Genomic DNA, 22245 nt, shown 5'->3' with positions numbered 1-22245 from the left:
CCCCGCCGTATTCACGTGGATACGGCGGGGCCTCGACGATAGAACGGGGTCTCGCGGGGTTGGGGGTCAGACGTAGATGCCGCGCTGCTCCATGAAGCGCACCGGGTTGGTGTAGCCGCCGTTGATGTAGACCTCGAAGTGCAGGTGGCAGCCGAACGAGCGTCCGGTGTCGCCGGCGTAGGCGATGACCTGACCGGACTGCACCCACTGGCCGCTGCGCACGACGATGCCTCCGGGCTTGATGTGGGCGTACCCGGTGCTGACGCCGCCGCCGTGCTGGATGCGCACGTAGTTGCCGTAGTTGCCGTTCGCGCCCGCGTAGTCCACCGTGCCGGAGTTCGCGGCATAGATCGGCGCGCCGCAGCCGTTGGCGAGGTCAGCCCCGTAGTGGAAGCTCGACGAGCAGCCCTGCGGACCGCAGATGGGGGTGCGCGGACCGTAGCTCGAGCTGCGCGCACCGCCGTGCGGACGCACCCACCCGCCGTTGCCCGGCGCCCCGCCTCCGCTGCTCGGCGCGCCGCCCCCGGCGCTGGGGCGTGCGGCCGCCGCAGCGGCCGCCGCAGCGGCAGCGGCCTCGGCCTCCCGCTTGCGGCGTGCTTCCTCTTCCCGTCGCCGCGCCTCGACACCGGCCTGATAGCCGGCGACCGTCTGCGTCGTGGTGTCCTTGAGCGCCTGAAGCTGTGCCTTCAGCGTCTCGAGGTTCGCGGCCTGCTCGTCGAGCGCTGCCTGGGCGGTATCCGCGGCCTGCTGCGCCGCCACCATCTTGTCCTCGGCGACCTGCTGCAGACGGTCGCGCTCGTCCCTGGCGACCTGCGCCTGTGTGGTCAGAGCCTGCGCGGTGTTGCGCGCCGAGACGGCGTTGTCGTACGTCGTCTGGTTGTACTCGAGGAACTTGTTCATCGTGCCGAGCCGCGACAGCAGCTCGTCGGCGTTGGCTCCCGATCCGGCGAAGAACAGCTCCAGTGCGGTGTCGTCGCCGCCGCTGCGGTAGAGCTGGGCCGCGATCTGGCCGGCCTTCTTCGCAGTCTCGTCGGCGAGCGCCGCCTTCTCGTCGGCCTGAGCCTGCAGCGTGTCGGCCTCGGTGATCGCGGCGAAGTAGGCCTGCTGGGCCTCGAAGAACTCGTCGGACGCGACCTGGGCCGCGGCCTGGGTCTCCGCGACCTTGCTCTCCAGCGACTGGATCAGCCCCTGGATCCGGGTGACCTCGCCCGCCTTGGCCGCTTCATTGTTCTTCGCGCGCTGCACGTCGTCCCAGCTCGGGTACGACGCGGCGTGCGCGGCCGTGACCCCCGATCCGACGCCGAAGGCCGCGAGCGCGACGACACCCAGCGCGCCGATCCCGAAGGCACTGCGGCGACTGATCGGCTGGCTCCACAGCGCCCGCCGCTCGGCAGGCGTCGGCGCGCAGCCGCACTCCTCGGCCGCCGTCGCCGCGGCCTTCTCCACGTTCCGATCCCGCACAAGGCTCCCTTCGCCCGCTGCTCATCGTCTCCCGCCTCTGGTCCCTATCGGCGACGACGCGCCCGCCGTGAGAAAGATCCCGCCGGGTCCCGAGCCCGCGCTAACGCGGCGCAGCACCCGGCCGACAGTCCTCTCCGACAGCCCAGGACGGGCCGTCGGTTCCCCGCTCTCGGGCGGGGCGAGCTTTTTCCAGGATGGAGCCCATGATCGTCCTCACGCGCCTGAACCGTTCCCGGTTCGCGGTGAACCCCGACCTGATCGAACGTGTCCAGGCCACGCCGGACACGACGATCATGATGGTCGACGGCGCGACCTTCGTCGTCACGGAGACGATGGACGACGTGATCGCCCGGATCACCCGCTTCCGCGCCGGGGTCCTGGCGACCGCGGCCGCACTGGTCGCAGCCGGCGACGAGGACGGCGCTCCCGCCGTATCCGTCACGGGAGGGGACGCCTGATGGATCCGTCTCTCATCCTCGGGCTCGTCCTCGCGTTCGGTGCCCTCATCGCCATGATCAACCTGGAGGGCGCGACGATCGGGTCGCTCCTCCTGCCCGCACCGATGGTGCTCGTCTTCGGCGCCACGATCGCGGTCGGGCTGGCCAGCGGCACGCTGCGCGACGCCCTGCACGCCGTGAAGTCCCTCCCCCGCGCGTTCCGCGGCGAGCGCCGCACCGCGCAGAGCACCATCGACACGGTCGTCGGTTACGCGGAGAAGGCCCGCGCCGAAGGGCTCCTGGCGCTGGAGCAGGGGCTGGACGAGGAGAAGGATCCGTTCCTGCGGCAGGCCCTGCAGAGCATCGCCGACGGCACCGACGCGGAAGACCTCCGCGTGCTGCTCGAGGACGAGCTGTCGTCCACGGCCGCCCGCAACCGCACCGCCTCGCGCTTCTACATGACCCTCGGCGGGTTCGCCCCCACCGTCGGCATCATCGGCACGGTCGTCTCCCTCACCCACGTGCTGGAGAAGCTCGACAAGCCGGACACGCTCGGACCGATGATCGCCGCCGCCTTCGTCGCGACGCTGTGGGGCCTGCTGTCGGCGAACTTCATCTGGCTCCCGATCGGCGGCCGCCTGCAGCGTCTGGGCGAGCTGGAGCTCGAGCGCATGACGGTGCTCATGGAGGGCATGCTCGCCGTCCAGGCCGGTGCCGCCCCCGCGCACGTGCGCGAGCGTCTGAGCGCGCTCGTCTCCGACCGTTCCCCCGGCCGCTCCCGCCGCCGCGAGCAGCCGGCGGAGGCGGCGGCCGAGCACGAGGACCTCTTCTCATGAGCGTGCGCCCCCGACGCCGCGTCCAGGAGTCCGAGCACAGCGGGCCGGACGAGCGCTGGATGGCGTCGTACCTCGACATGGTGACGGTGCTGATGTGCATGTTCATCGTGCTCTTCGCCATGTCGACCGTCGACCAGGAGAAGTTCGAGGCCCTGAGCGCGTCCCTCGCGACCGGCTTCGGCCAGGAGCCGTCCGACGACATCGACGTGACCAGCGGCGTCGTCGTGCCGCCCGAGCTCGTGGACGACGAGGGCGAGGACTTCGCCGACACCGGGCTGGAGGCCGCACAGCGCGAGTTCGACGAGCTCTCCGCGCTCCGCGAGCGCCTGCGCCAGGTGCTGGCGGACCGGGGGCTCGAAGCCGACGTCACCTTCACGATCGACGAGCGCGGTCTGACCATCGGACTCGTGAGCGCGGAGACCTTCTTCACCACCAACAGCACGGACCTCAGCCCCGCCGCGACCCAGGTGCTCGATGCGCTCGGGTCGGTCCTCGTCTCGGCGCCCAACGAGATCTCGGTGGAGGGGCACGCCGACGCCCGCGGTTCCGTCGCCCCCTTCCCGACCAACTGGGAGCTCTCCGCCGGGCGCTCCACGCAGGTGCTGCGCTACCTCGTGGAGTCCGCCGGCCTGCCCCCTGCCCATCTCAAGTCCGTCGGGTTCGGCGATACCCGCCCGGTCGCTGCGGGCAGCACGCCGGAGCAGCTCGCGGAGAACCGCCGGGTGGACATCGTCATCCTCTCCGATGCCAGCGAGGAGGTGCGAGCGCTGATCCCGGCCGCGGGTGCCGCGCAGACCTCCCCCTGACCCGTTCCTAACGCACGCCGCTCACCGCCCGATAGTCGGGTTCGTGGTGATGGATGACGGCGTGCGCTCTCGGGCGCGCGCGGAGACGGTGATCGCCGACGTCGAGGTCTACGACTTCGGACGCGCGGCGACGCTGTCGCGCGAGCACGCCCGCACCCTGGAGCTCGCGTTCGAGACGTTCGCCCGGCAGTGGTCGGCCCAGCTCTCCGGCAAGATCCACGTGCGCGCCACCATCGCCGTCGAGCACGTCGGCATGCTCACGTACGGCGAGTACGCGCAGTCGCTTCCCACCACAACGACCATGATCGTGTGCGCGCTCCCCGATTCGGACGAGCGCATGATCGTCCAGGTGCCGATCCCGACCGCGACCTCGTGGATCGTGCAGATGGTGGGAGGGCGATCGACGTCCACCGCCGAGGACCGCACCTTCACCCCCATCGAGCAGGCGCTGATCCGATCGCTGATCGCCGACGCCATCGACCACCTCACCGGCAGTCTCGACGGCCTGCTGCCCGCCGGGGTGGCCGTCGCCGGCATCCAGTACAGCTCCCAGTTCGCGCAGGTGGCCGCCGCCGGGGAGCCGGTGATCGTCGCCCGCCTGTCGCTGCGCCACGGCGGCCGGACGGTGCCCGCCAGCATCATGCTCCCCGCGTCGGTCCTCGCCGGCTTCGCGGTACGCGCCTCCGACGCCGACCGCACCGAGACCCCGGGACTGGTCCGGCGGCAGGTGGAAGCCGCCCCGGTCGAGGTGGCGCTGCGGCTGGCCCCCCGCACAGTGCTCCCTCGCGAGGTGCTCGATCTCGCCGTCGGCGACCTGCTGCCCCTGCCGCACGCCGCCGACCGTCCCCTGCTCCTCACCGTGGGCGACCAGACGGTCGCGACCGCCGCCGTCGGCAGCGCGGGCGCCCGGCTCGCCTGCGTCGTGACCGCCACCGTCCCCGAAACCGCCCCCGCTCAGGAGTCCGCGTGATCAGCACCACCGCCTACGAGTCCGCCGTCGCCGCCGCGTTCGCGGCCCGGCTGCCCACCGCCGCACCGGTCACCGCGCGCGCCTCGCAGGTGTCCGGCGACACCGGCGACGCGGTGGTCGCGCAGTTCGTCGGCGAGGCGAGCGCCCAGCTCGCCGTGCAGCTCCTCGACGCCGACGTGCTCGTCGACGGCCTCGGGGACCGCCCGCTCACCGACCGGCTGCTGGACGCGCTCGAGGCCGCGGCGACCGCCCTCGGTCCGGGCCTGCTCGGCGAGGCCGCGGTCGGCGACGCCTCGGCCGTGTTCGCCGACCCGCAGACCCAGCTCTTCGACCTCGTGGACCACACCGAACGGATCATCGGCCGCCTCGCCGTGCGGATCACCCACCGCCCCGCGCGCCCGACCGGGGCCGACGGCCGCCTGCACCGCATCGCGGGTGTCGAGATGGAGCTGACGGTGGAGATCGGCCGCACCCGCATGGCCGTCCGCGACGTGCTCGACCTCGAGCCCGGTCGCATCGTGGAGCTCGATCGCTCCGCGGGCGCCCCCGCCGACGTCAAGCTCAACGGCCGCACGATCGCGCACGGCGAGGTCGTCGTCGTCGACCAGGACTACGCGGTGCGGATCACCCGCATCCTCGAGAACGTCGAGGCCTGACCCTGGACGACCTCCTGCTCGCGCTGCGGGTCGGGCTGTCGCTCGCCGCCGTCCTCGGGCTGCTCTGGTTCCTGCAGCGCCGGGTCTCGAAGACCCAGGCGCGGCGCCGCGACGCCGAGGCGATCACGGTGCTCGGGCGGCAGGGCATCGGCCCCAAGGCGCAGCTCGTGGTCGTGCAGACCGATGACGCCCGCTACGTGCTCGGGGTCACCGAGCACGGTGTGAGCGTGGTCGACCGCCTTCCCCTGCGGCCGGAGCCCGCGGAGTCCGAGGAGGGGCGCCCGCCGACCACCCGCACGGCCGACGACGCCGAGTTCGACCGCATCCTCGCCGCCGCCGCACTCACGAGCGCGCCCCCGGCGGTCAGCCCGGCACCGGAGCTCCGTCGCCGCGTGCGGCACCGCAACGACCCGCTCCGCGGCTCCATCCTCTCCCCCGACACGTGGCGGCAGACCGCCGAGGCCCTCCGGCGCGCACGATGACCGCGATCCGTGCCGTCGATCGCGGTCGCGCCTCGCGGCTGCTCGTCCTCGTCGCGGTCGCGATCCTCCTCGCCGTCGTCCTCGTCGCCCTCTCCGGCACCGCCGCGCACGCGGAGGTCACCCCGGACGACGGCGAGGGCGTGACGATCGACATCAACGGCATCGATGGCGGGCCGTCCGGCTCGATCCTCACCCTCCTGGGGATCACCCTGCTGTCGGTGGCCCCCGCGCTGCTGCTGATGATGACGTCGTTCACGAAGATCTTCGTCGTGCTCGCCATGACCAGGAACGCGCTGTCCCTCCCGACGATCCCGCCGAACCAGGTGCTCGCGGGGCTGTCGCTGTTCCTGTCGCTGTTCATCATGTGGCCCGTGCTGACCGAGATCAACACGCTCGCCGTGCAGCCGTACATCGACGGCGCGCTCACGTTCACGCAGGCCGTGGACGTCGGGCAGGCCCCCCTGCGGGAGTGGATGCTGCACTACACGCGCGAGGAGGACCTTGCGCTGATGACCCGGATGGCCGGGCAGGACAACCCGGAGGACGCCGCGAGCGTGCCGATGTACACGCTCATCCCCGCGTTCATGATCTCGGAGCTGCGGGCCGCCTTCATCATCGGCTTCGTGATCTTCGTGCCGTTCCTCGTGATCGACCTCGTCGTGGCGGCGGCGCTGATGTCGATGGGCATGATGATGCTCCCGCCGGTCATGATCTCGCTGCCGTTCAAGATCCTGCTGTTCATCCTCGTGGACGGATGGGGGCTCATCATCAAAGCGCTCCTGGAGAGCTACGGAGGTGTGGGATGAGTCCCGAAGCCGTCCTCGACATCGGTGCCCAGGGCCTGCTGATCGCCGCCAAGCTCGCCGCCCCGATGCTCATCACCGCGCTCGTGGTGGGCTTCGCGATCTCGCTGCTGCAGTCCATCACCCAGGTGCAGGAGGTGACGCTGTCGTTCGTGCCGAAGATCGTCGCGGTGGGCATCGCCCTGCTCATCGCGGGGAACTGGATGATCGCCGAGATCATCGCCTTCACGAACGAGATGTTCGCCCGCATCCCGTCGCTGTTGAGCGGGTGAGCCCGTGTTCATCCCGATCGACTTCGCGTGGCTGGAGGCCACCCTGCTCGCCGCCGTGCGCATCACGGCGTTCATCATGATCGCCCCACCGTTCTCGTACGGCGCGATCCCGGTGCGCGTGAAGGCGATGCTCTCGATCGGACTGTCGCTCGCGGTGGGGGCTGCCGTCGCGCCGGGGTACGAGAGCCTGGACACCGGGCCGTTCCTCGGCGCGCTCGTGATCCAGCTGCTCACCGGGGCCCTGCTCGGCTTCCTCGTGCTGCTGTGCTTCTCCGCGGTGCAGGCTGCGGGCAGCCTGATCGACGTGTTCGGCGGCTTCCAGCTCGCCCAGGCCTTCGATCCGGCGGCGATGGTCAACGGCGCGCAGTTCACCCGGCTCTTCCACCTCACCGCACTCACGCTGCTCTTCGCCTCCGGCGGCTATCAGCTCATCCTCGCCGGGCTCGCCCGCAGCTTCGACGCGGTGCCGGTCGACGGCATCTTCCGCGTCGCGGGACCCGCCGAGCTGCTCGTGGACGGGGTGTCCCAGATGGTGCTGGCGGCCGTGCAGATCGCAGGCCCGCTGGTCCTCGTGCTCTTCCTCGCCGACGTCGGGCTCGGTCTCATCACGCGCGTGGCGCCGGCGCTCAACGCCTTCGCGATGGGCTTCCCCGTCAAGATCCTCCTCACGCTCCTGCTCGCGGGCGCCGTGTACGTCGCCTTCCCCGGCATCGTCGACGCCCTCGCCACCCAGGCGTTCCGCCTGATGCAGGGGGTGACACCGTGAGCGGCTCGGACAGCGGCGAACGCAGCGAGAAGGCCACCGAGAAGCACCTCCGGGAGGCCAGGCAGAAGGGTCGGATCGCCCGCAGTCAGGACCTCACGGCGTGGCTCGGCATCGGCGCCGCTGCCGTGATGATGCCCGCTGCCATCGCCGCGGGGACCGCCGCCGGCACCGAGCAGCTGGTGACCCTCGCCGGACTCATGCAGGCGCCCTCTCCGGAAGCCGCCCTCGCCGCCCTGGGGCGGGCCCTCGCCTCGGTGCTGCCCACGCTGGGCGCGCTGCTGGCCGCGGTCGCGATCGTGACGCTGTTCGGCGCGGTGGTGCAGGGCGGCGTGCACCTGCGGAAGCTGTCAGGGCGCTACGAGCAGTTCAACCTCGTCTCCGGAGTGCGGCGGGTGTTCGGCTTGCAGGCACTGTGGGAGGGGGCGAAGGCGCTGCTGAAGACGGCCGCCATCGCCCTCGCCCTGTGGGTCGTCATCTCCGGGCTCATGCCCGTGCTCACGGCGAGCGGCGCTCACTCGATCTCCCGGCTGCTCGGCACCGCGGCGGACGGCACCGCGGCACTGCTGCAGACCGCGATCGCCGTGGGTCTGGTGCTCGCCGCGATCGACCTGTTCGTCGTGATGCGCCGCAACCGCAAGCACACGCGCATGACCAAGCGCGAGGTGCGCGACGAGAACAAGAACTCCGAGGGCGACCCGCTCATCCGGCAGCAGCGCCGGTCGCGTCAGCTCGCGGTGAGCCGCAACCGCATGATCGCCGCGGTCGCCGGCTCCGACGTGGTGGTCGTCAACCCCACGCACATCGCCATCGCGCTCGAATACGACCCCGGCACCTCCGCCCCGCGGGTCGTTGCAAAGGGCAGCGGCGTCATCGCCGAGCGCATCCGTGAGAAGGCGCTGGAGTCCGGCGTCCCCCTCGTCCGCGACATCAGCCTCGCCCGCGCACTGCACGCCGCATGCGAGCTGGGCCAGGAGATCCCCGAAGACCTCTACAACGCCGTGGCACGGGTCCTCGTGTTCGTCGACGCGCTGCGGCGCCGAGGCGCCGCCCGCGGCATCCACTCGCTCCCCTACCGGAGGACCGTATGAAGAAGCTCCTCACCACGCTCGGGGTGCCGATCGGCGTCGTCGGCATCATCATGCTGCTCGTCGTCCCGGTGCCGCCGTTCCTGCTCGACGTGCTGATCATCCTCAACATCATGTTCGCGCTGGTGATCCTGCTGACGTCCATGTTCGTGAAGAAGCCGCTCGACTTCTCGGTGTTCCCCTCGCTGCTGCTCGTGGCGACGCTGTTCCGGCTCGGGCTCAACGTCGCCTCCACCCGCCTTGTGCTGGGCGAGGCGTACGCGGGACAGGTGATCGAGGCGTTCGGGGCGATCGCGGTGGGCGGCTCGCTCATCATCGGCGCCGTCGTGTTCCTCATCCTCGTCGTCATCCAGTTCGTCGTGGTGACCAAAGGTGCAGAGCGCGTGGCCGAGGTCGGCGCCCGGTTCACGCTCGACGCGATGCCGGGCAAGCAGATGGCCATCGACGCCGACCTCAACGCCGGCCTCATCAGCGACACCGAAGCCCGCGAGCGCCGGGCGGAGGTCGCCGCCGAGTCCGACTTCTACGGTGCGATGGACGGCGCCTCGAAGTTCGTCAAGGGCGACGCGATCGCCGGACTCGTGATCATCATCATCAACCTCGTCGGCGGCATCGCGATCGGCCTCGTCCAGCACGGCATGTCGATCGACCAGGCAGTGAGCACCTACAGCCTGCTCACGATCGGCGACGGTCTCGTCACCCAGATCCCCGCGCTGCTCATGGCGGTCTCGACCGGCATGATCGTCACCCGCTCGACCGCCGAGGCCGAGATGGGATCGGCGGCGTCGACGCAGCTCGGCCAGTCGCGCAACGCCCTCATCATCGCGGGATGCGCGGCCATCGTCATGGCGCTCATCCCCCACATGCCGATGCTGCCCTTCTTGGTGATCGGCGCCCTGCTGCTGCTCATCGCCCAGCGCATCACCGCGACCCGCAAGCGGGAGGAGGCGGAGGCGGCGCAGGCACCCGCTCCCGCGCCGGTGGACCAGCCGGAGGAGCTCATCGAGCGCATGCGGGTGCACCCCCTCGAGATCCTCCTCGCCCCGGACATCGTGGATCTGGTGACCGGCGGCCCCGACGACCTCCTCGCGAGGGTGAAGGCGCTGCGGCGCCGCATCGCGCTCGACCTGGGCCTGGTCACGCCGCCCGTGCGCACCAGGGACAGCATCGAGCTCCCCCAGGCCACCTACGTCATCCGCATCGCGGGCGTCGAGACCGGGCGGGGCACCGCGCCGAGCGGATCGGTGCTCGCTCTCGGGCAGGGTCTGGACAGCCTGCCGGGGACCGCCGCGCTCGACCCCGTGTTCGGTCTCGAGGGCAAGTGGATCCCGATGGAGATGCGCCACAGCGCGGAGTTCGCCGGCGCCACGGTGATCGACCGAGCGAGCGTCATCATCACCCACCTGTCGAGCGTGATCCAGACGCACGCCGCCCGCCTGCTGAGCCGGGAGGACGTGCGTCAGCTCACCGATGCGCTCAAGCAGGTCTCGCCGTCGGCGGTCGAGGAGCTCACCCCCGCGCTGCTGTCGCTCGCGGAGGTGCAGCGCGTGCTGCAGGGGCTGCTCGCCGAACGTGTGCCGATCAACGACCTCAGCCGCATCTACGAGGCGCTCGCGCTGCGTGCCAAGACTTCGACAGACCCAGAGGGACTGATCGAGGCCGCCCGCGCCGCCCTGGGGCCGGCCATCGCCTCCCGCTTCGCGGAGGACGGCACCCTCCGGGTCGTCATGATCGCCCCGCTGCTGGAACAGGCCATGCTGGAGAGCCTGCGTCCCGGCGACGAGGGCTCGCAGATCGTCTTCGACCCGCCGCGGATGGAAGCGGTGATCGCGTCGGTGAAGCAGGCCGTGGCCGCGCAGACGGATGGCGGTGAACCGGTGCTCGTGTGCGCCCCCTCGCTGCGTCCGGCCGTGCGACGGCTCGTGTCGGCCCAGACGGACGGCCTCCCCGTCCTCTCCTACACCGAGGCGACGTCCGCATCGCTGACGATCGAGACGATCGGCGTGGTCCGCGACTCCTCCACCGCGTCGCTCGGGGCGGCCCCCGCCGCACCAGTAGGCTGAACGAATGCTGGTGTTGACGAGGCGGATCGGTGAGAGCGTGCGCATCGACGGCGAGATCGAGGTCACGCTGCTCGACATCAAGGGCGACAGCGTGCGCATCGGCGTCAAGGCCCCGCGCGAGACCCGCATCCAGCGCACCGAGATCATCGAGGCCGTCGTCGCCGAGAACGTCTCCGCCGCCGCCGACACCGACGCGAGCGCCGCGGACGCGATCACCGCGGCACTCGCGCGGGGGCGCGAGAAGCAGACCCCCTAGGCCCCGCGGGCCGGCGTCGTCGCGGCGCGGCGCTCCGCCGCGTTCCGCACGGCGTGCAGGGTCGCCGTCAGCACGGAGCGGTCGCGGCCGGCCGCCCATTCCGAGCGTGCGCCGTCGCGGTACTCGATCAGGGTGAGCGCGTCGCTCTCCGTGCCCGTTCCGATGCTCGTCTGGTGCAGACTCAGGACCTCGACGGGCAGACCGATTGCCGCGAGCGCCGCGCCCAGCGCCTCCACCGGGCCGACGCCGTCGTGGCGGGTCCGCGTCTCGACGCCGTCGGCATGGAGCGTGATCGTCGTGCACCCTCCCGCGACGTCGGCATCCGCCCGCAGCCTCAGCGGTCTCGTGTCCGCGCTCGCGAGGTAGGCGGCGTCGAAGATGTCCCACACCTCCGCGGCCGTGATCTCGCGTCCGGTCTGCTCGGTGCGCCGCTGGACGAGACGGGCGAGGTCGATCTGCAGGCGCCGCGGCAGCTCGATCCCAAAGGCGTCTTCCAGCAGGTACGCGATGCCGCCCTTCCCGGACTGCGAGTTGACGCGGATCACGGCGTCGTAGCTGCGGCCGATGTCCGCCGGGTCGATGGGCAGATACGGCACGTGCCATTCGATGTCGCCCTCGGCGCGGCCTTCCTCCGCGGCACGGGCGCGATGCTCCGCGAACCCTTTCCGGATGGCGTCCTGATGGGTGCCCGAAAAGGCGGTGTGCACGAGGTCGCCGGCATACGGGTGCCGCGCATGGATGTCGATGCCGTTGCAGTGTGCGACGGTCCGGCGGATCTCGTCGATGTCGGAGAAGTCGATCATCGGATCGACGCCCTGCGCGTGGAGGTTGAGGGCGAGGGTCACGAGGTCGACGTTGCCGGTGCGCTCCCCGTTGCCGAAGAGGCACCCCTCGACCCGCTGCGCGCCGGCGAGGACGGCGAGTTCCGCGCAGGCGATACCGGTGCCGCGGTCGTTGTGCGGATGCACGGAGAGGATGACCCCGTCGCGACGGCCGAGGTTGCGGTGCATGTACTCGATCTGGTCCGCGTAGACGTTCGGGGTCGCGACCTCGACGGTCGCCGGCAGATTCAGGATCACGGGACGCTCGGGGGTCGCGTCCCACAGGGTCGTCATCGCCTCGCACACGTCGAGGACGAAGTCCGGCTCGGTGAGGGTGAACACTTCGGGAGAGAACTCGAAGCGGACGTTGTCGAGGTCTCCCGCGAAGCGGAGCACGTCCTGCCCGCCGGCGAGGATCAGCGCCCTCAGCCCCTTCCTGTCCTGGCCGAGGACGACGTCGCGCCACGTCGGCGCCGTGGCGGTGTACATGTGGATGACGACGGGGTTCCGGATGCCTCGCACGGACTCCACGGTGCGCTCGATCAGGTCGCGCCGCGCGGGCGTGAACACCACGATCGTCACGTCGGCAGGAGCGAGGTCGGTCTCGGCGAGGAGCCGGACGAAGTCGTAGTCCGTCCGGGAGGCCGAGGGGTACCCGACCTCGATCTCCTTGTAGCCCATCGCGACCATGAGCTCGAAGAAGCGCCGCTTGCGGGCCGGGTCCATCGGCTCCGCCAGCGCCTGGTTCCCGTCACGGAGATCCACCGGGACCCACAGGGGTGCCTGCGTCAGTCGTGCGCTCGGCCAGGTCCGCGTCTGCACCGGTACGGCGACGCGGGAGTACACGTCGCGATAGCGATGCGAGGGCATCTGCGAAGGCCGCTGCCTGTTCCAGTGCGGGGCGTCGTCGGGGAGGGCCCCGGAGGGCGTGGAGAGAGTCGGGAAAGCGCGGCGTGGGGTCATGGTCTGGTTCCTGTTCAGATCGCGGGGAAGGCGACCGGCGCGTCCTGCGCCCCACGACGGGGAGCCGGTCTGACTAGACCCCGTCGTGGCGACGAAGAAGGAGGAACCCGAGTGTGCGCATAGGGGAAATGTAGCACAACTCCTCAGACAAGCAGAGCAGTGGATGGGCCTGCGAGAATGGACCCATGACGACCGTGCGCCGTGAATCCCTCGCCGAACAGGCCGCCGAGCTGCTCCTGGCACGGATCGGAGCCGGTGAATGGGCGATCGGCGGCAAGCTGCCCGGCGAGACCACACTCGCTCCGCAACTCGGCGTGGGTCGCTCGACGGCACGCGAGGCGATCCGCATACTGGCCGGGCGCGGTGTGCTCGCCACCCGCCAGGGCGCGGGCGTCTTCGTCACGGCCACGGAGCCCACCGCGACCTGGGATGCCGTCCTCGACCGCGCCGACATCATCGCGGTCCTCGAGGCCCGCACCGCGATCGAAGTCGAGGCCGCGGTGCTCGCTGCGGAGCGCCGGACCCCGGCCGACCTGGACGAGCTGAGGCGCACGCTCGCCGAACGCGACCGTCGACGCACGGACATCCGCGCGCACGTCGAGGCGGACATGGCCTTCCACCGGGCCGTCGTCGTCGCCTCCGGCAATCCCGTGCTGCGAGAGCTGTTCGACGGTTTCGCCCCGCGCTCGCTGCAGGCCATGATCGACATGCTGCGCATCCGCGGCCATCACGGCGACGCCGCCGACCAGGACGCGCACGCGCGTATCGGCGATGCGATCGCCGCACGCGACCCCCGGACAGCCGGCGCCCTGACCCGCGAGCACCTCGATACGGTGAAGAGGCTGTTCGGCTGACGCCGGAAGGCGAGCTCAGACGGCGGTCAGATCCGACTCCTGCGCCCGTTTCCACTGATCCCCGCCGGCCTCGCGTGCCCGATCGGCCGCCGATGCCGCCGCCGCGACGAGCGTGTCGTAGTCGTATCCCGCGACGGATGCCGTCGCCCAGCCGATGCTGGCGGAGGAGCGGATCCCGCTCGCGGGCGCCTCCAGATCGATGATCGACACGGATGCCAGGATCGCCCGCAGGTGGAACCGCACCGCTTCGTCGCTGCCGTGGATGATGACGATCGCGCGGTCGTCGGCGACCCGCTCCGCATCGGCTGTCGCCGGAAGCACGTCGCCGATGTCCGCGTGGAAGCGATCGGCGATGCGTCGGAAGCCGGCGCTGCTCGACGCCTCGCGGAGGTCGATGGGGTCGTCCAAACGGATGTCGAGGATCGACCAGGCGGGGTCCTTCTGCGCAGACGCCTTGCGAAGCCGCTCCCTGGCGCGCTCCGCCGCACCGTCCGCCCCGGGCGTCGCGCTCTCCACCCGCACGAGGAGCACGAGGGTGAAGGCTGCGCACGTGCTCACGACGATCGTCCCCACCGCGTTCATCCCGCGCAGCGCGCTGAGCTGCTCCTCCGTGCTCACGCCTCCCGAGACGAGGGCGGAGCCGGCGCTGACGACGGCGACCACGACGAAGCCGCACGCGGCGAGCGCGAGAGGCAGCACGACATCGCGCGACGCCGGCTGCCCTCGGAGCAGCTCCCAGGCGAGCAGTCCGGCGAAGACCGCCATCGCCAGGAAGACGACGTGGAAGACCGGCAGGTACCAACGCGTGCCCGCCGTGAGGATCAGCGCCGTGGGGACGCCGACGAGCGCGAGGACGACCGGCAGCCAGGGCGCTGACCGTCCGAAGTGCATCCGCACGCCGATCCACACGAGCGGCACGAAGGAGACGACGATCGCGGAGGCGGCCGCGCGCAGCACGGGGCTGCCGGTGTGGTGACCGGCCAACCAGAGGTAGGCGCCGAGCATTCCGATGCCGAAGGCGACGCCCCAGACGATGGTCGCCCTGCTCGGCCGGGCCAGGGTGGCGAGACCGACCACGATCGCGGTGAGCACGGTCACCACCGCCACCATGCTCGTGGTGACGTCGACGCTGACGGGCACGAGCGGTGTCATACGGAGTTCTCTTTCGGTCGTCGGGGGAAGCGGACGGTGACGGTGGTGCCGACGTCCACCTCGCTCGCCACGAGGATGACGCCGCCGTGCGCGACCACGATGTCCCGTGCGATGCCCATGCCGAGACCGGTGCCGGCGATGCCGCCGCGCACGGCGCTGTCGGCGCGGAAGTAGGGCTCGAACAGCCGCGGCAGCTCCTCCTCGGCGATGCCGATCCCCGTGTCCGCCACGGTGACCTCGGCGTGTCCGCCCGACTCCGCCAGCCGCACCGTGATGCGTCCGCCCCCCGGCGTGTACTTCACGGCGTTGCCCAGGATGTTGTCCAGCACCTGACGCAGCCGGAACGCGTCGCCCGTGATCACCATCCGCTCGGCCCCGTCGAGGACGAGCTCCTGCCGCGCGGCCCCCATCAGGGGCGCGAACGACGCGGCCGACTCCTCGACGACCACGCGCAGGTCCACCGGCTCGAAGGGGTCGTGCGAGACCCGCCCCGTCTGGGCCTGCATGCTCGTGACGAGATCCTGCAGCCGCTCCCCGGCGTCCGCGATGACCTCGATCTGCGCGGGCACCCGGCCGGGGAGGTCGTCGCGCTCGCGCAGGAGCTCGACGTGCCCGATGATCGCGGTGAGGGGGTTGCGCAGCTCGTGGGAGATCACCGCCGTGAGGGCCCGCCGCTCCTCGGCGGCTTCCAGGAGCGCGGTGACGTCGTCGATGACGACGAGGGTGATGCGCTCCCCCTGCCGGGCTCCGGCGATGAGCTGCGTGGTCACAGCGAGGGCGTGCCACTGCCCTGCCCCGTCGTACAGCCACACCCGCTCCTCCCGCATCGGCTCCCCCGCGGCCGCGCGCGCCAGCGTCGTGCGCTCCGGGGCCAGAGCCGTCCCGCGCCGGGCGTCGTACTCGACGGACGCCGACGGGAGCGCCGTGCCGAAGCGGTCACGACCGTAGAGGGCGCGGTAGGCGTCGTTCATCTGCAGGATGCGACCGGCGGAGGTGACCACGACGAGCGCGATGCCGAGCGCGTCGATGATCTGCGTGACGCGCTCCTGGTTCGTCTCCGCCCGCTCCGCCGCCCGGTTCACCTGCTCCGAGCGGCGTTGCAGGAGCCGCCTCGCCGCGCCGGAGCGCTGGGCGCCGATGCGGACGGTCACGCCGAGGAAGCTCAGGGTGATGACGACCGTGAGCACGCGCAGCAGCACGTCCTCCGGCGGCCCCGAGCGGTCGGCGAAGAACACCAGGCAGCCGCCGCTCAGCGCGATGCCGACGAACACCCAGGGCATCGAGAAGTAGGTCGCCAACCAGACCACCGGGAACACCCAGAGGAAGCCGAGCCGGAGATCCGGCACGTTCGTGGTCAGCCCGACCCCGAGGACGTCCAGCAGCGGAAGGGCCGTCACCGCCGTGCGCGGCAGGCGTCGCCACGGCACCATCAGCGCCACGAGGGTGGTGACCACGATCAGGCCGATACCGCCGATGAAGAGCGGGATCGCGATCGTCTGCGGCTTGAAGCCCGCGACCATCACCACGATGGCGACGATGCTCGCGGTGAACACCAGCTGCCACCGCCAGATCGAGACCGTGCGGATCATCAAGGTCCGCCTCCCGGTCGATCCTCAGCATTCACGCAAGATTACTCAAAGATCCTCACTTCTCGCTCTTCAGGCGTCGTTCCCGTCCTACGATTCTGAGTGGGAGCCGACGCTGCGACTGGGGATTTCGCAGAAGCTGGGGCCGCGCGAGTGGGGATTCGCAGGCATCCGGGGCCGCGGTGGGGGAGCCGCGGCCTCGCCCCTCCCGTCAGGAGCGCCGGTCGTCGGACGTGAGGCGGTACCCGACACCGCGCACCGTCTCGATGTAACGAGGGGCGGTGGGACTGTCGCCGAGCTTCCGACGCAGATTGGCCATGTGCGTCTCGATCGCCCGCTTGTCGGGTTCACTCACCCGATCGAAGGCGTCACCGGAGGCTCCGCGCAGCCCGAGCGCGAGGTCGGCCTTGCTGCAGACCCGACGGCCGGCCTCGAGGAGCGCCGCGAGCAGGTCGAACTCGGTGGGGGTGAGCTCGACGGGGCGCTGGGCGACGAGCACGAGGCGCGTGTCGAGGTCGAGACTGAGATCGCGGTGCACGAGCCCGCGCCATGTGGCGACGGTGGCGTCGGCGGCGGCACCGGCCGGAAGCGGGATACTCGGGGCGAGGGAGGCCGCGGGGACGGGGGTCGGAGCCGCCGGGCCCTGCGCGGCGGCGAGAGGGAGCGGGTCCGTCGCCGGGGTGCGGGTGCGCCGGAGGAGCGCCTCGATCCGCGCACGCAGCTCGCGCGGCCGGAAGGGCTTCACCAGGTACTCGTCGGCACCGGAGGTGAGGCCGAGCACCACGTCCGACTCGTCGGCGAGGGCGGACAGCATGATGATGAAGGTGTCGCTGACCTGTCGGATGCGCCGTGCGACCTCGAAGCCGTCGATGCCGGGGAGGTTGATGTCGAGCGTGGTGATGATCGGACGGTGCGCCGTGACCGCCGCGAGCCCCTCGGGACCGGAGCCGGCCAGCACGGTACGGAACCCCGCGGCGAGGAACACCTCGTCCAGCAGGGACCGGACGCCGGGGTCGTCCTCGATGATGACCGCGACCAGCGGCTCCCCCGCCGTCACGCGCGCTCCTCACGGGCGATCGTGACGACGCGCGGCGCGTCGGCGTCGAGTTCCGACGGGTCGAGGTGCTCGTCCTCGCCGGCACCGACGGGGCGTTCGATCTCGATGTCCCACCAGGCGTCAGCGAGCTCCTCCGCCATACCGCGGCCCCATTCCACGACCACGACCGACCGCTCCAGGTCGAGGTCGAGGTCGTCGAGCTCGGCCGCGGAGCCGAGGCGATAGGCGTCGACGTGCACGAGCGGCGCGCGGCCGACGAGCGACGGATGGGTGCGGGCGATCACGAACGTCGGGCTCTGCACGGGCCCCCGGACCCCGAGCCCCTCGGCCAGCCCGCGGGTGAACGTGGTCTTGCCCGCCCCCAGCGGTCCGGTGAGGATCAGGAGATCACCGGGCTCGAGCTGCTCGCCGATGCGCAGGCCGAGCTGCTCCATCTCCTCGGAGGTGGAGATCCGGCGGCGTCCGAGGAACGCGGGATCCAAGCTCACGTCGTCCTCCGCGGCACCCGGTGACCGATGCGGGTGACGATCTCGTAGCCGATCGTGCCGGCGGCCTCCGCCCACTCCGTGGCCGACGGCACGCCGAGGGTCGGATCCCCGAACAGGGTGACCTCGTCACCGACACCCACCGGCGCATCCCCGACGTCCACGACGAACTGGTCCATCGCGATCCGTCCGACGTTCGTGTAGCGGCGCCCTCCGATCGACACGGGCAGGCGTCCGGAGGCGCTGCGGGGCACGCCGTCGGCATAACCGAGGGGCACGAGCGCCAGGGTGGTCTCGCGGTCCGTGCGGTGCACGTAGTCGTAGGAGACCCCGGTGCCGGCGGGGACACGACGGACGGCCGCCACCGCCCCGCGCAGGGTCATGGCCGGGCGCAGACCCAGGTCCGCGGAGGAGCGGTCGTCGAAAGGCGAGAGGCCGTACGTGCCGATGCCGATGCGGACGGCGTCCAGCCGTGTCTCCGGCAGGTCGATCGCGGCGGCGGTGGCGGCGATGTGGCGGATCTCCGGACGCACGCCGAGCGCCGCGGCCTGCGCCACCCCCTCCTCGAACCGGGCGAGCGCGGCGCGGTCGTCGGCCGGTGAGGCGTTGGAGAGGTGCGAGAAGAGGCCCACGATGCGCAGGCGGCCGATGCGCTCCAGCCGTGCGGCCTCGGCGAGCACCGTCCCCCAGTCGTCGGGAGCGATGCCGTTGCGCGACAGCCCGGTCTCGAGCTTCAGGTGCACGGCGACCGGGCGGTCCGCGGAAGCGGCGGCGGCGGCCGCCTGCAGCTGGTCGTACGACGAGATGCCGACCTCGACCCCTTCCGCAGCCGCCTCCCGGAACCGCTCCCCCGGGGCGTGCAGCCAGGCCACCACGGGCGCGTGCACGCCCTGACGCCGCAATTCCAGCGCCTCCGGGATCTCGGCCACGCCGAGCCGTGTCGCACCGGCGGAGAGCGCGGTCACGGCGGTCGCGGCGGCGCCGTGGCCGTAGGCGTTGGCCTTGACGACGACGAGCACCTCGACTCCGGTGAGCCGACGGAAGTGCCGCACGTTGTCGGCGATCGCATCGAGGTCGATCGTGGCCTCGCGGAACGGGACGGTCACAGCGGGGCTCCTTCGGCGACGACGAAAGCGGCGGCGAGGCCGGCATCGTGGGTGAGGGTGAGGTGCAGCGTGCGGATGCCGCGTTCCTCGACGACCGTGGCGGTGGATCCGGACAGCACGAAATGCGGCTTTCCGGAGGCCTCCGAGGCGATCTCGATCTCGGTCCAGTGCACCCCGTCGGAGCCGCCGAGGGCCTTGATCAGCGCTTCCTTCGCAGCATATCGCGCGGCCAGAGACGGTAGCCGGAGCTCCCGTTCGGACGGGGCGAACAGCCGCTCGCGCAGGCGAGGGGTACGGGTCATCGTGCGCTCGAACCTCGGGATGTCCACGAGGTCGATGCCGGTGCCGATGATCACGCGTTCAGCCTACTCGGGCTTGCCCACCCACCCCTCTCCGTGCGCCCCACCCCTCTGCGTGCGCACGCAGAGGGGTGGGAGGAACACAAGGGGGTGGGTCGGCGGTCACTCCACCGTGACGGACTTCGCGAGGTTGCGCGGCTGGTCCACGTCGAGACCCTTCGCGGTGGCCAGCGCCATCGCGAAGATCTGCAGCGGCACCACGGCGAGCAGCGGCTCGAACATGGGACCGGCGAGCGGGATGTGGATGACCTCGTCGGCGAAGGGCAGCACGGCGGCGTCGCCCTCCTCCGCCACGACGATGACGCGGGCGCCACGGGCGCGGATCTCCTGGATGTTGGAGACGACCTTGGAGTGCACGAGCGCGGAGTGCCGCGGCGACGGCACGAGCACGAACACCGGTTGTCCCGGCTCGATCAGGGCGATCGGACCGTGCTTGAGCTCTCCGGCGGCGAAGCCCTCCGCGTGGATGTAGGAGATCTCCTTGAGCTTGAGCGCACCCTCGAGCGCGATCGGATAGCCGACGTGGCGACCGAGGAAGAGCACGGAGCGGGTGTCGGCCATCCAGCCGGCGAGCTGCGAGACGTGCTCGTGCTCGCTCTCCAGCACCTTCGCGACCTTCTCCGGCAGCGCGGCGAGCTCTTCGACGTCCGTGGAGGCGTCGGCGACGACACCGCGGACGCGGCCCATGTGCAGGCCGAGCAGCAGCAGGGCCGTGATCTGGGCGGAGAACGCCTTGGTCGAGGCCACGGCGACCTCCGGGCCGGCGTGGGTGTACACGACGGCGTCGGACTCGCGCGGGATGGTGGCGCCCTGGGTGTTGCAGACCGACAGCGTGCGGGCACCGCGCTCCCGGGCGTACTTCACGGCCATGAGCGTGTCCATGGTCTCGCCGGACTGGCTGATCGAGACCACGAGCGTGTCGGCGCCGATGACGGGGTCGCGGTAGCGGAACTCGTGGGCGAGCTCGACGTCGACGGCCACGCGGGCCCACTGCTCGATCGCGTACTTGCCGACGAGCGCGGCATAGGAGGCCGTGCCGCACGCCGTGATGATGACGCGGTTGATGCCGACGAAGAGGTCGTCGAGGCCGTCCAGCTCCGGGATCACGACCTGGCCGTCGCGGATGCGTCCGCGGATGGTGTTCGCGACCGCCTCGGGCTGCTCCGCGACCTCCTTGGCCATGAAGCTCGACCATCCGCCCTTCTCGGCGGCGGCGGCGTCCCACGAGACGTCGAAGGGCTCTGCGGTGACGGGCGTCCCGGCGAAGTCGGTCACGGTCACCGCGTCCGGGGTGATCGAGACGATCTGGTCCTGACCGATCGCCAGCGCCTTGCGGGTGTGCTCGACGAAGGCGGCGACGTCGGAGCCGAGGAAGTTCTCCCCCTCGCCCAGACCGATCACGAGCGGCGAGTTGCGGCGGGCGCCGACGACGAGCCCCGGGTGGTCCTGGTGCATGGCCAGGAGCGTGAAGGCCCCCTCGAGGCGGTTCACCACCGTGCGGAAGGCGAGGGCGAGATCGCCGCCGTTGCCCGCGTACTCGCGACCGAGGAGGGCGGCGGCCACCTCGGTGTCGGTCTCGCTGCGGAAGGCGACGCCGTCGGCGAGGAGCTCGTCCCGCAGGGCCGCGAAGTTCTCGATGATGCCGTTGTGGATCACCGCGAGCTTGTCGTCGTCGGCGAGGTGCGGGTGCGCGTTGACGTCGGTCGGGCCGCCGTGCGTCGCCCAGCGGGTGTGGCCGATGCCGGTCGTGCCGTCGGCGAGGGGGGCGTCGCCGAGCGAGTCGCGCAGCATGGCGAGCTTGCCCGCCTTCTTGCGCATGCCCAGCGTCCCCTCGCCGTCGATCACGGCGATGCCCGCGGAGTCATAGCCGCGGTACTCGAGCCGGGCGAGGCCGGCGAGAAGGATGTCCTGGCTGGGCCGCGGGCCCACGTATCCGACGATTCCACACATGCGGATAAGGGTAAGCGGCATTTTTTGCGAGCCGTCCGAACAATCGGACGCCGCCGCGAGCGCTCAGAGCTTGCGCAGGAGCACGCTCTCCACGTCGTGATCCGCACCCTTCCGCAGCACGAGCCGTGCCCGATGCCGAGTCGGCATCACGTTCTCGACGAGGTTGGGCATGTTGATCTCGTTCCAGTATCCCAATGCAGTGGTGATCGCCTCCTCGTCCGTGAGGTGCGCGAACACGTTGAAGTACGAGTTCGGGTTGCTGAAGGCACCCTGCCGCAGGGCGAGGAACCGGTCGACGTACCACTTCTCGATGTGCGCCGTGTCGGCGTCCACGAAGATCGAGAAGTCGAAGAGATCGCTCACGGCCACGTCGTTCGGCGCCGGCGGGGGCTGCAGGACGTTCAGCCCCTCGACGATCACGACGTCCGGCCGGCGCACCACCACGTGGGCGTCCGGGACGATGTCGTACCGCATGTGGGAGTAGAACGGCGCGCGCACTTCCGGGGCCCCGCTCTTGACCTCCGTGAGGAACTGGATCAGCGCCCGGCGGTCGTACGACTCGGGGAAGCCCTTGCGGTCCATGAGGCCGCGACGCTCCAGCTCGGCGTTCGGATAGAGGAAGCCGTCCGTCGTGACCAGCTCCACCCGCGGCGTCCCCGGCCAGCGGCTCATGAGCTCGCGGAGGAGCCGGGCGATCGTCGACTTGCCCACCGCGACGGAGCCGGCGACGCCGACGACGAACGGCGTCGTGGTGTCGTCCTCTTGCAGGAACGTCGAGGTCGCGGCGCCGAGCTGCTTGGTCGCGCTCGCGTACAGACTCAGCAGCCGGCTCAACGGGAGGTAGACCTCGCGCACCTCGGTGAGGTCGAGCCGGTCGCCGATGCCCCGGAGTTCGACGACCTCGGTCTCGGTGAGCGGCTGGTCGAGTCCCGCGGCGAGACGCGCCCACTCCGCGCGCCCGATCTCCCGGTACGGCGACAGCGGCAGCGTGGGGTCGACGGTGGTCACGTCGTCCATCG

23 protein-coding genes are annotated in these 22245 nt (G+C 71.2%); 13 read left to right on the top strand and 10 right to left on the bottom strand.

The genetic code is table 11. The features are described 5' to 3' along the window. Positions 1-66 precede the first annotated feature (66 nt). Positions 67-1446 carry a M23 family metallopeptidase gene (locus AUV07_RS10220; protein ID WP_231868239.1) on the bottom strand — a complete coding sequence of 460 codons (1380 nt, stop codon included), beginning with the start codon at positions 1444-1446 and terminating at the stop codon, positions 67-69. Between the two features lie 218 nt (positions 1447-1664). Between AUV07_RS10220 and AUV07_RS10215 the strand changes: the two genes are divergently transcribed. The 12 genes from AUV07_RS10215 to csrA are packed head-to-tail and all read left to right on the top strand — an operon-like array spanning position 1665 to position 10893. Next, complete coding sequence (locus tag AUV07_RS10215; RefSeq protein WP_062635808.1) at positions 1665-1919, top strand: flagellar FlbD family protein; 255 nt, start codon at positions 1665-1667, stop codon at positions 1917-1919. Then, complete coding sequence (locus AUV07_RS10210) at positions 1919-2734, top strand: motility protein A (RefSeq protein WP_025104360.1); 816 nt, start codon at positions 1919-1921, stop codon at positions 2732-2734. Before AUV07_RS10215 ends, AUV07_RS10210 begins: the two co-directional genes overlap by 1 nt. Then, positions 2731-3540 (top strand): OmpA/MotB family protein, encoded by an 810-nt coding sequence (locus AUV07_RS10205; RefSeq protein ID WP_062635806.1) that lies wholly within the window; start codon positions 2731-2733, stop codon positions 3538-3540. The genes AUV07_RS10210 and AUV07_RS10205 overlap by 4 nt, the downstream gene beginning before the upstream one ends. Positions 3541-3589: 49 nt before the next feature. Further along, entirely contained in the window at positions 3590-4510 is a 921-nt protein-coding gene (locus tag AUV07_RS10200) for a flagellar motor switch protein FliM (protein WP_157524026.1), read from the top strand. Further along, positions 4507-5166: a flagellar motor switch protein FliN gene (gene fliN / locus AUV07_RS10195; RefSeq protein WP_025104363.1), complete on the top strand. Its 660-nt coding sequence runs from the start codon at positions 4507-4509 to the stop codon at positions 5164-5166. Before AUV07_RS10200 ends, fliN begins: the two co-directional genes overlap by 4 nt. Then, positions 5163-5648 carry a FliO/MopB family protein gene (locus tag AUV07_RS10190; RefSeq protein ID WP_331709279.1) on the top strand — a complete coding sequence of 162 codons (486 nt, stop codon included), beginning with the start codon at positions 5163-5165 and terminating at the stop codon, positions 5646-5648. Before fliN ends, AUV07_RS10190 begins: the two co-directional genes overlap by 4 nt. Continuing rightward, positions 5645-6454, top strand: a complete 810-nt coding sequence (fliP, locus tag AUV07_RS10185; RefSeq protein ID WP_062635800.1) for a flagellar type III secretion system pore protein FliP — start codon at positions 5645-5647, stop codon at positions 6452-6454. Before AUV07_RS10190 ends, fliP begins: the two co-directional genes overlap by 4 nt. Continuing rightward, complete coding sequence (fliQ, locus tag AUV07_RS10180; protein ID WP_025104366.1) at positions 6451-6723, top strand: flagellar biosynthesis protein FliQ; 273 nt, start codon at positions 6451-6453, stop codon at positions 6721-6723. The genes fliP and fliQ overlap by 4 nt, the downstream gene beginning before the upstream one ends. 4 nt (positions 6724-6727) lie before the next feature. Further along, complete coding sequence (locus AUV07_RS10175; protein ID WP_025104367.1) at positions 6728-7489, top strand: flagellar biosynthetic protein FliR; 762 nt, start codon at positions 6728-6730, stop codon at positions 7487-7489. Next, positions 7486-8577 carry an EscU/YscU/HrcU family type III secretion system export apparatus switch protein gene (locus AUV07_RS10170; protein WP_062635798.1) on the top strand — a complete coding sequence of 364 codons (1092 nt, stop codon included), beginning with the start codon at positions 7486-7488 and terminating at the stop codon, positions 8575-8577. The genes AUV07_RS10175 and AUV07_RS10170 overlap by 4 nt, the downstream gene beginning before the upstream one ends. Further along, the gene (locus AUV07_RS10165) at positions 8574-10637 is read left to right on the top strand and encodes a flagellar biosynthesis protein FlhA (protein WP_062635796.1); all 2064 of its coding nucleotides are present in this window, start codon (positions 8574-8576) and stop codon (positions 10635-10637) included. Before AUV07_RS10170 ends, AUV07_RS10165 begins: the two co-directional genes overlap by 4 nt. A gap of 4 nt (positions 10638-10641) precedes the next feature. Beyond that, positions 10642-10893: a carbon storage regulator CsrA gene (gene csrA, locus AUV07_RS18115; protein WP_025104370.1), complete on the top strand. Its 252-nt coding sequence runs from the start codon at positions 10642-10644 to the stop codon at positions 10891-10893. Here the strand turns inward: csrA and AUV07_RS10155 are convergent. Then, a complete protein-coding gene (locus AUV07_RS10155; RefSeq protein WP_062635794.1) occupies positions 10890-12677 on the bottom strand; it encodes a 2-isopropylmalate synthase in 1788 nt (595 codons plus the stop codon). The genes csrA and AUV07_RS10155 overlap by 4 nt on opposite strands. Before the next feature lie 185 nt (positions 12678-12862). Here AUV07_RS10155 and AUV07_RS10150 point away from each other — a divergent pair, with 185 nt between their 5' ends. After that, complete coding sequence (locus AUV07_RS10150; RefSeq protein ID WP_062635792.1) at positions 12863-13531, top strand: FadR/GntR family transcriptional regulator; 669 nt, start codon at positions 12863-12865, stop codon at positions 13529-13531. 15 nt (positions 13532-13546) lie between these two features. Here the strand turns inward: AUV07_RS10150 and AUV07_RS10145 are convergent, their stop codons facing one another. From AUV07_RS10145 to coaA, 8 genes are all read right to left on the bottom strand, one after another. Then, positions 13547-14683, bottom strand: coding sequence for a hypothetical protein (locus AUV07_RS10145; RefSeq protein WP_062635790.1), 1137 nt, complete (start codon positions 14681-14683; stop codon positions 13547-13549). Continuing rightward, positions 14680-16272 carry a sensor histidine kinase gene (locus AUV07_RS10140; RefSeq protein ID WP_062635788.1) on the bottom strand — a complete coding sequence of 531 codons (1593 nt, stop codon included), beginning with the start codon at positions 16270-16272 and terminating at the stop codon, positions 14680-14682. Before AUV07_RS10140 ends, AUV07_RS10145 begins: the two co-directional genes overlap by 4 nt. Before the next feature lie 208 nt (positions 16273-16480). Beyond that, complete coding sequence (locus AUV07_RS10135) at positions 16481-17326, bottom strand: response regulator transcription factor (RefSeq protein WP_062635786.1); 846 nt, start codon at positions 17324-17326, stop codon at positions 16481-16483. Beyond that, on the bottom strand, positions 17323-17760 hold the full coding sequence (gene tsaE / locus AUV07_RS10130) for a tRNA (adenosine(37)-N6)-threonylcarbamoyltransferase complex ATPase subunit type 1 TsaE (protein WP_062636080.1): 438 nt from the start codon (positions 17758-17760) through the stop codon (positions 17323-17325). The genes AUV07_RS10135 and tsaE overlap by 4 nt, the downstream gene beginning before the upstream one ends. Before the next feature lie 50 nt (positions 17761-17810). Beyond that, entirely contained in the window at positions 17811-18917 is a 1107-nt protein-coding gene (gene alr, locus AUV07_RS10125; RefSeq protein ID WP_062635784.1) for an alanine racemase, read from the bottom strand. Beyond that, on the bottom strand, positions 18914-19273 hold the full coding sequence (locus tag AUV07_RS10120; RefSeq protein ID WP_062635782.1) for a holo-ACP synthase: 360 nt from the start codon (positions 19271-19273) through the stop codon (positions 18914-18916). The genes alr and AUV07_RS10120 overlap by 4 nt, the downstream gene beginning before the upstream one ends. A gap of 105 nt (positions 19274-19378) precedes the next feature. Continuing rightward, complete coding sequence (glmS, locus tag AUV07_RS10115) at positions 19379-21226, bottom strand: glutamine--fructose-6-phosphate transaminase (isomerizing) (RefSeq protein WP_062635780.1); 1848 nt, start codon at positions 21224-21226, stop codon at positions 19379-19381. A 63-nt stretch (positions 21227-21289) separates the two neighbouring features. Continuing rightward, a complete protein-coding gene (gene coaA, locus AUV07_RS10110; RefSeq protein WP_025104380.1) occupies positions 21290-22243 on the bottom strand; it encodes a type I pantothenate kinase in 954 nt (317 codons plus the stop codon). Between the last annotated feature and the right edge of the window lie 2 nt (positions 22244-22245).

The sequence above is a fragment of the Microbacterium sp. CH1 genome (assembly GCF_001595495.1).
Taxonomy (GTDB): domain Bacteria; phylum Actinomycetota; class Actinomycetes; order Actinomycetales; family Microbacteriaceae; genus Microbacterium.
Note: the sequence above shows the minus strand (reverse complement) of the source record. Positions and strands in the feature narration are given on the sequence as shown.

Excerpts from the sequence above, each read along its gene's own strand:
- AUV07_RS10165 (WP_062635796.1), top strand. The coding sequence starts at position 8,574 with ATGAAGAAGCTCCTCACCACGCTCGGGGTGCCGATCGGCGTCGTCGGC.
- tsaE (WP_062636080.1), bottom strand. The coding sequence starts at position 17,760 with ATGGAGCAGCTCGGCCTGCGCATCGGCGAGCAGCTCGAGCCCGGTGAT.
- coaA (WP_025104380.1), bottom strand. The coding sequence starts at position 22,243 with ATGGACGACGTGACCACCGTCGACCCCACGCTGCCGCTGTCGCCGTAC.
- AUV07_RS10150 (WP_062635792.1), top strand. The coding sequence starts at position 12,863 with ATGACGACCGTGCGCCGTGAATCCCTCGCCGAACAGGCCGCCGAGCTG.
- AUV07_RS10140 (WP_062635788.1), bottom strand. The coding sequence starts at position 16,272 with ATGATCCGCACGGTCTCGATCTGGCGGTGGCAGCTGGTGTTCACCGCG.
- AUV07_RS10205 (WP_062635806.1), top strand. The coding sequence starts at position 2,731 with ATGAGCGTGCGCCCCCGACGCCGCGTCCAGGAGTCCGAGCACAGCGGG.
- fliQ (WP_025104366.1), top strand. The coding sequence starts at position 6,451 with ATGAGTCCCGAAGCCGTCCTCGACATCGGTGCCCAGGGCCTGCTGATC.
- AUV07_RS10215 (WP_062635808.1), top strand. The coding sequence starts at position 1,665 with ATGATCGTCCTCACGCGCCTGAACCGTTCCCGGTTCGCGGTGAACCCC.
- glmS (WP_062635780.1), bottom strand. The coding sequence starts at position 21,226 with ATGTGTGGAATCGTCGGATACGTGGGCCCGCGGCCCAGCCAGGACATC.
- AUV07_RS10155 (WP_062635794.1), bottom strand. The coding sequence starts at position 12,677 with ATGACCCCACGCCGCGCTTTCCCGACTCTCTCCACGCCCTCCGGGGCC.
- fliP (WP_062635800.1), top strand. The coding sequence starts at position 5,645 with ATGACCGCGATCCGTGCCGTCGATCGCGGTCGCGCCTCGCGGCTGCTC.
- AUV07_RS10200 (WP_157524026.1), top strand. The coding sequence starts at position 3,590 with ATGGATGACGGCGTGCGCTCTCGGGCGCGCGCGGAGACGGTGATCGCC.
- AUV07_RS10210 (WP_025104360.1), top strand. The coding sequence starts at position 1,919 with ATGGATCCGTCTCTCATCCTCGGGCTCGTCCTCGCGTTCGGTGCCCTC.
- csrA (WP_025104370.1), top strand. The coding sequence starts at position 10,642 with ATGCTGGTGTTGACGAGGCGGATCGGTGAGAGCGTGCGCATCGACGGC.
- AUV07_RS10145 (WP_062635790.1), bottom strand. The coding sequence starts at position 14,683 with ATGACACCGCTCGTGCCCGTCAGCGTCGACGTCACCACGAGCATGGTG.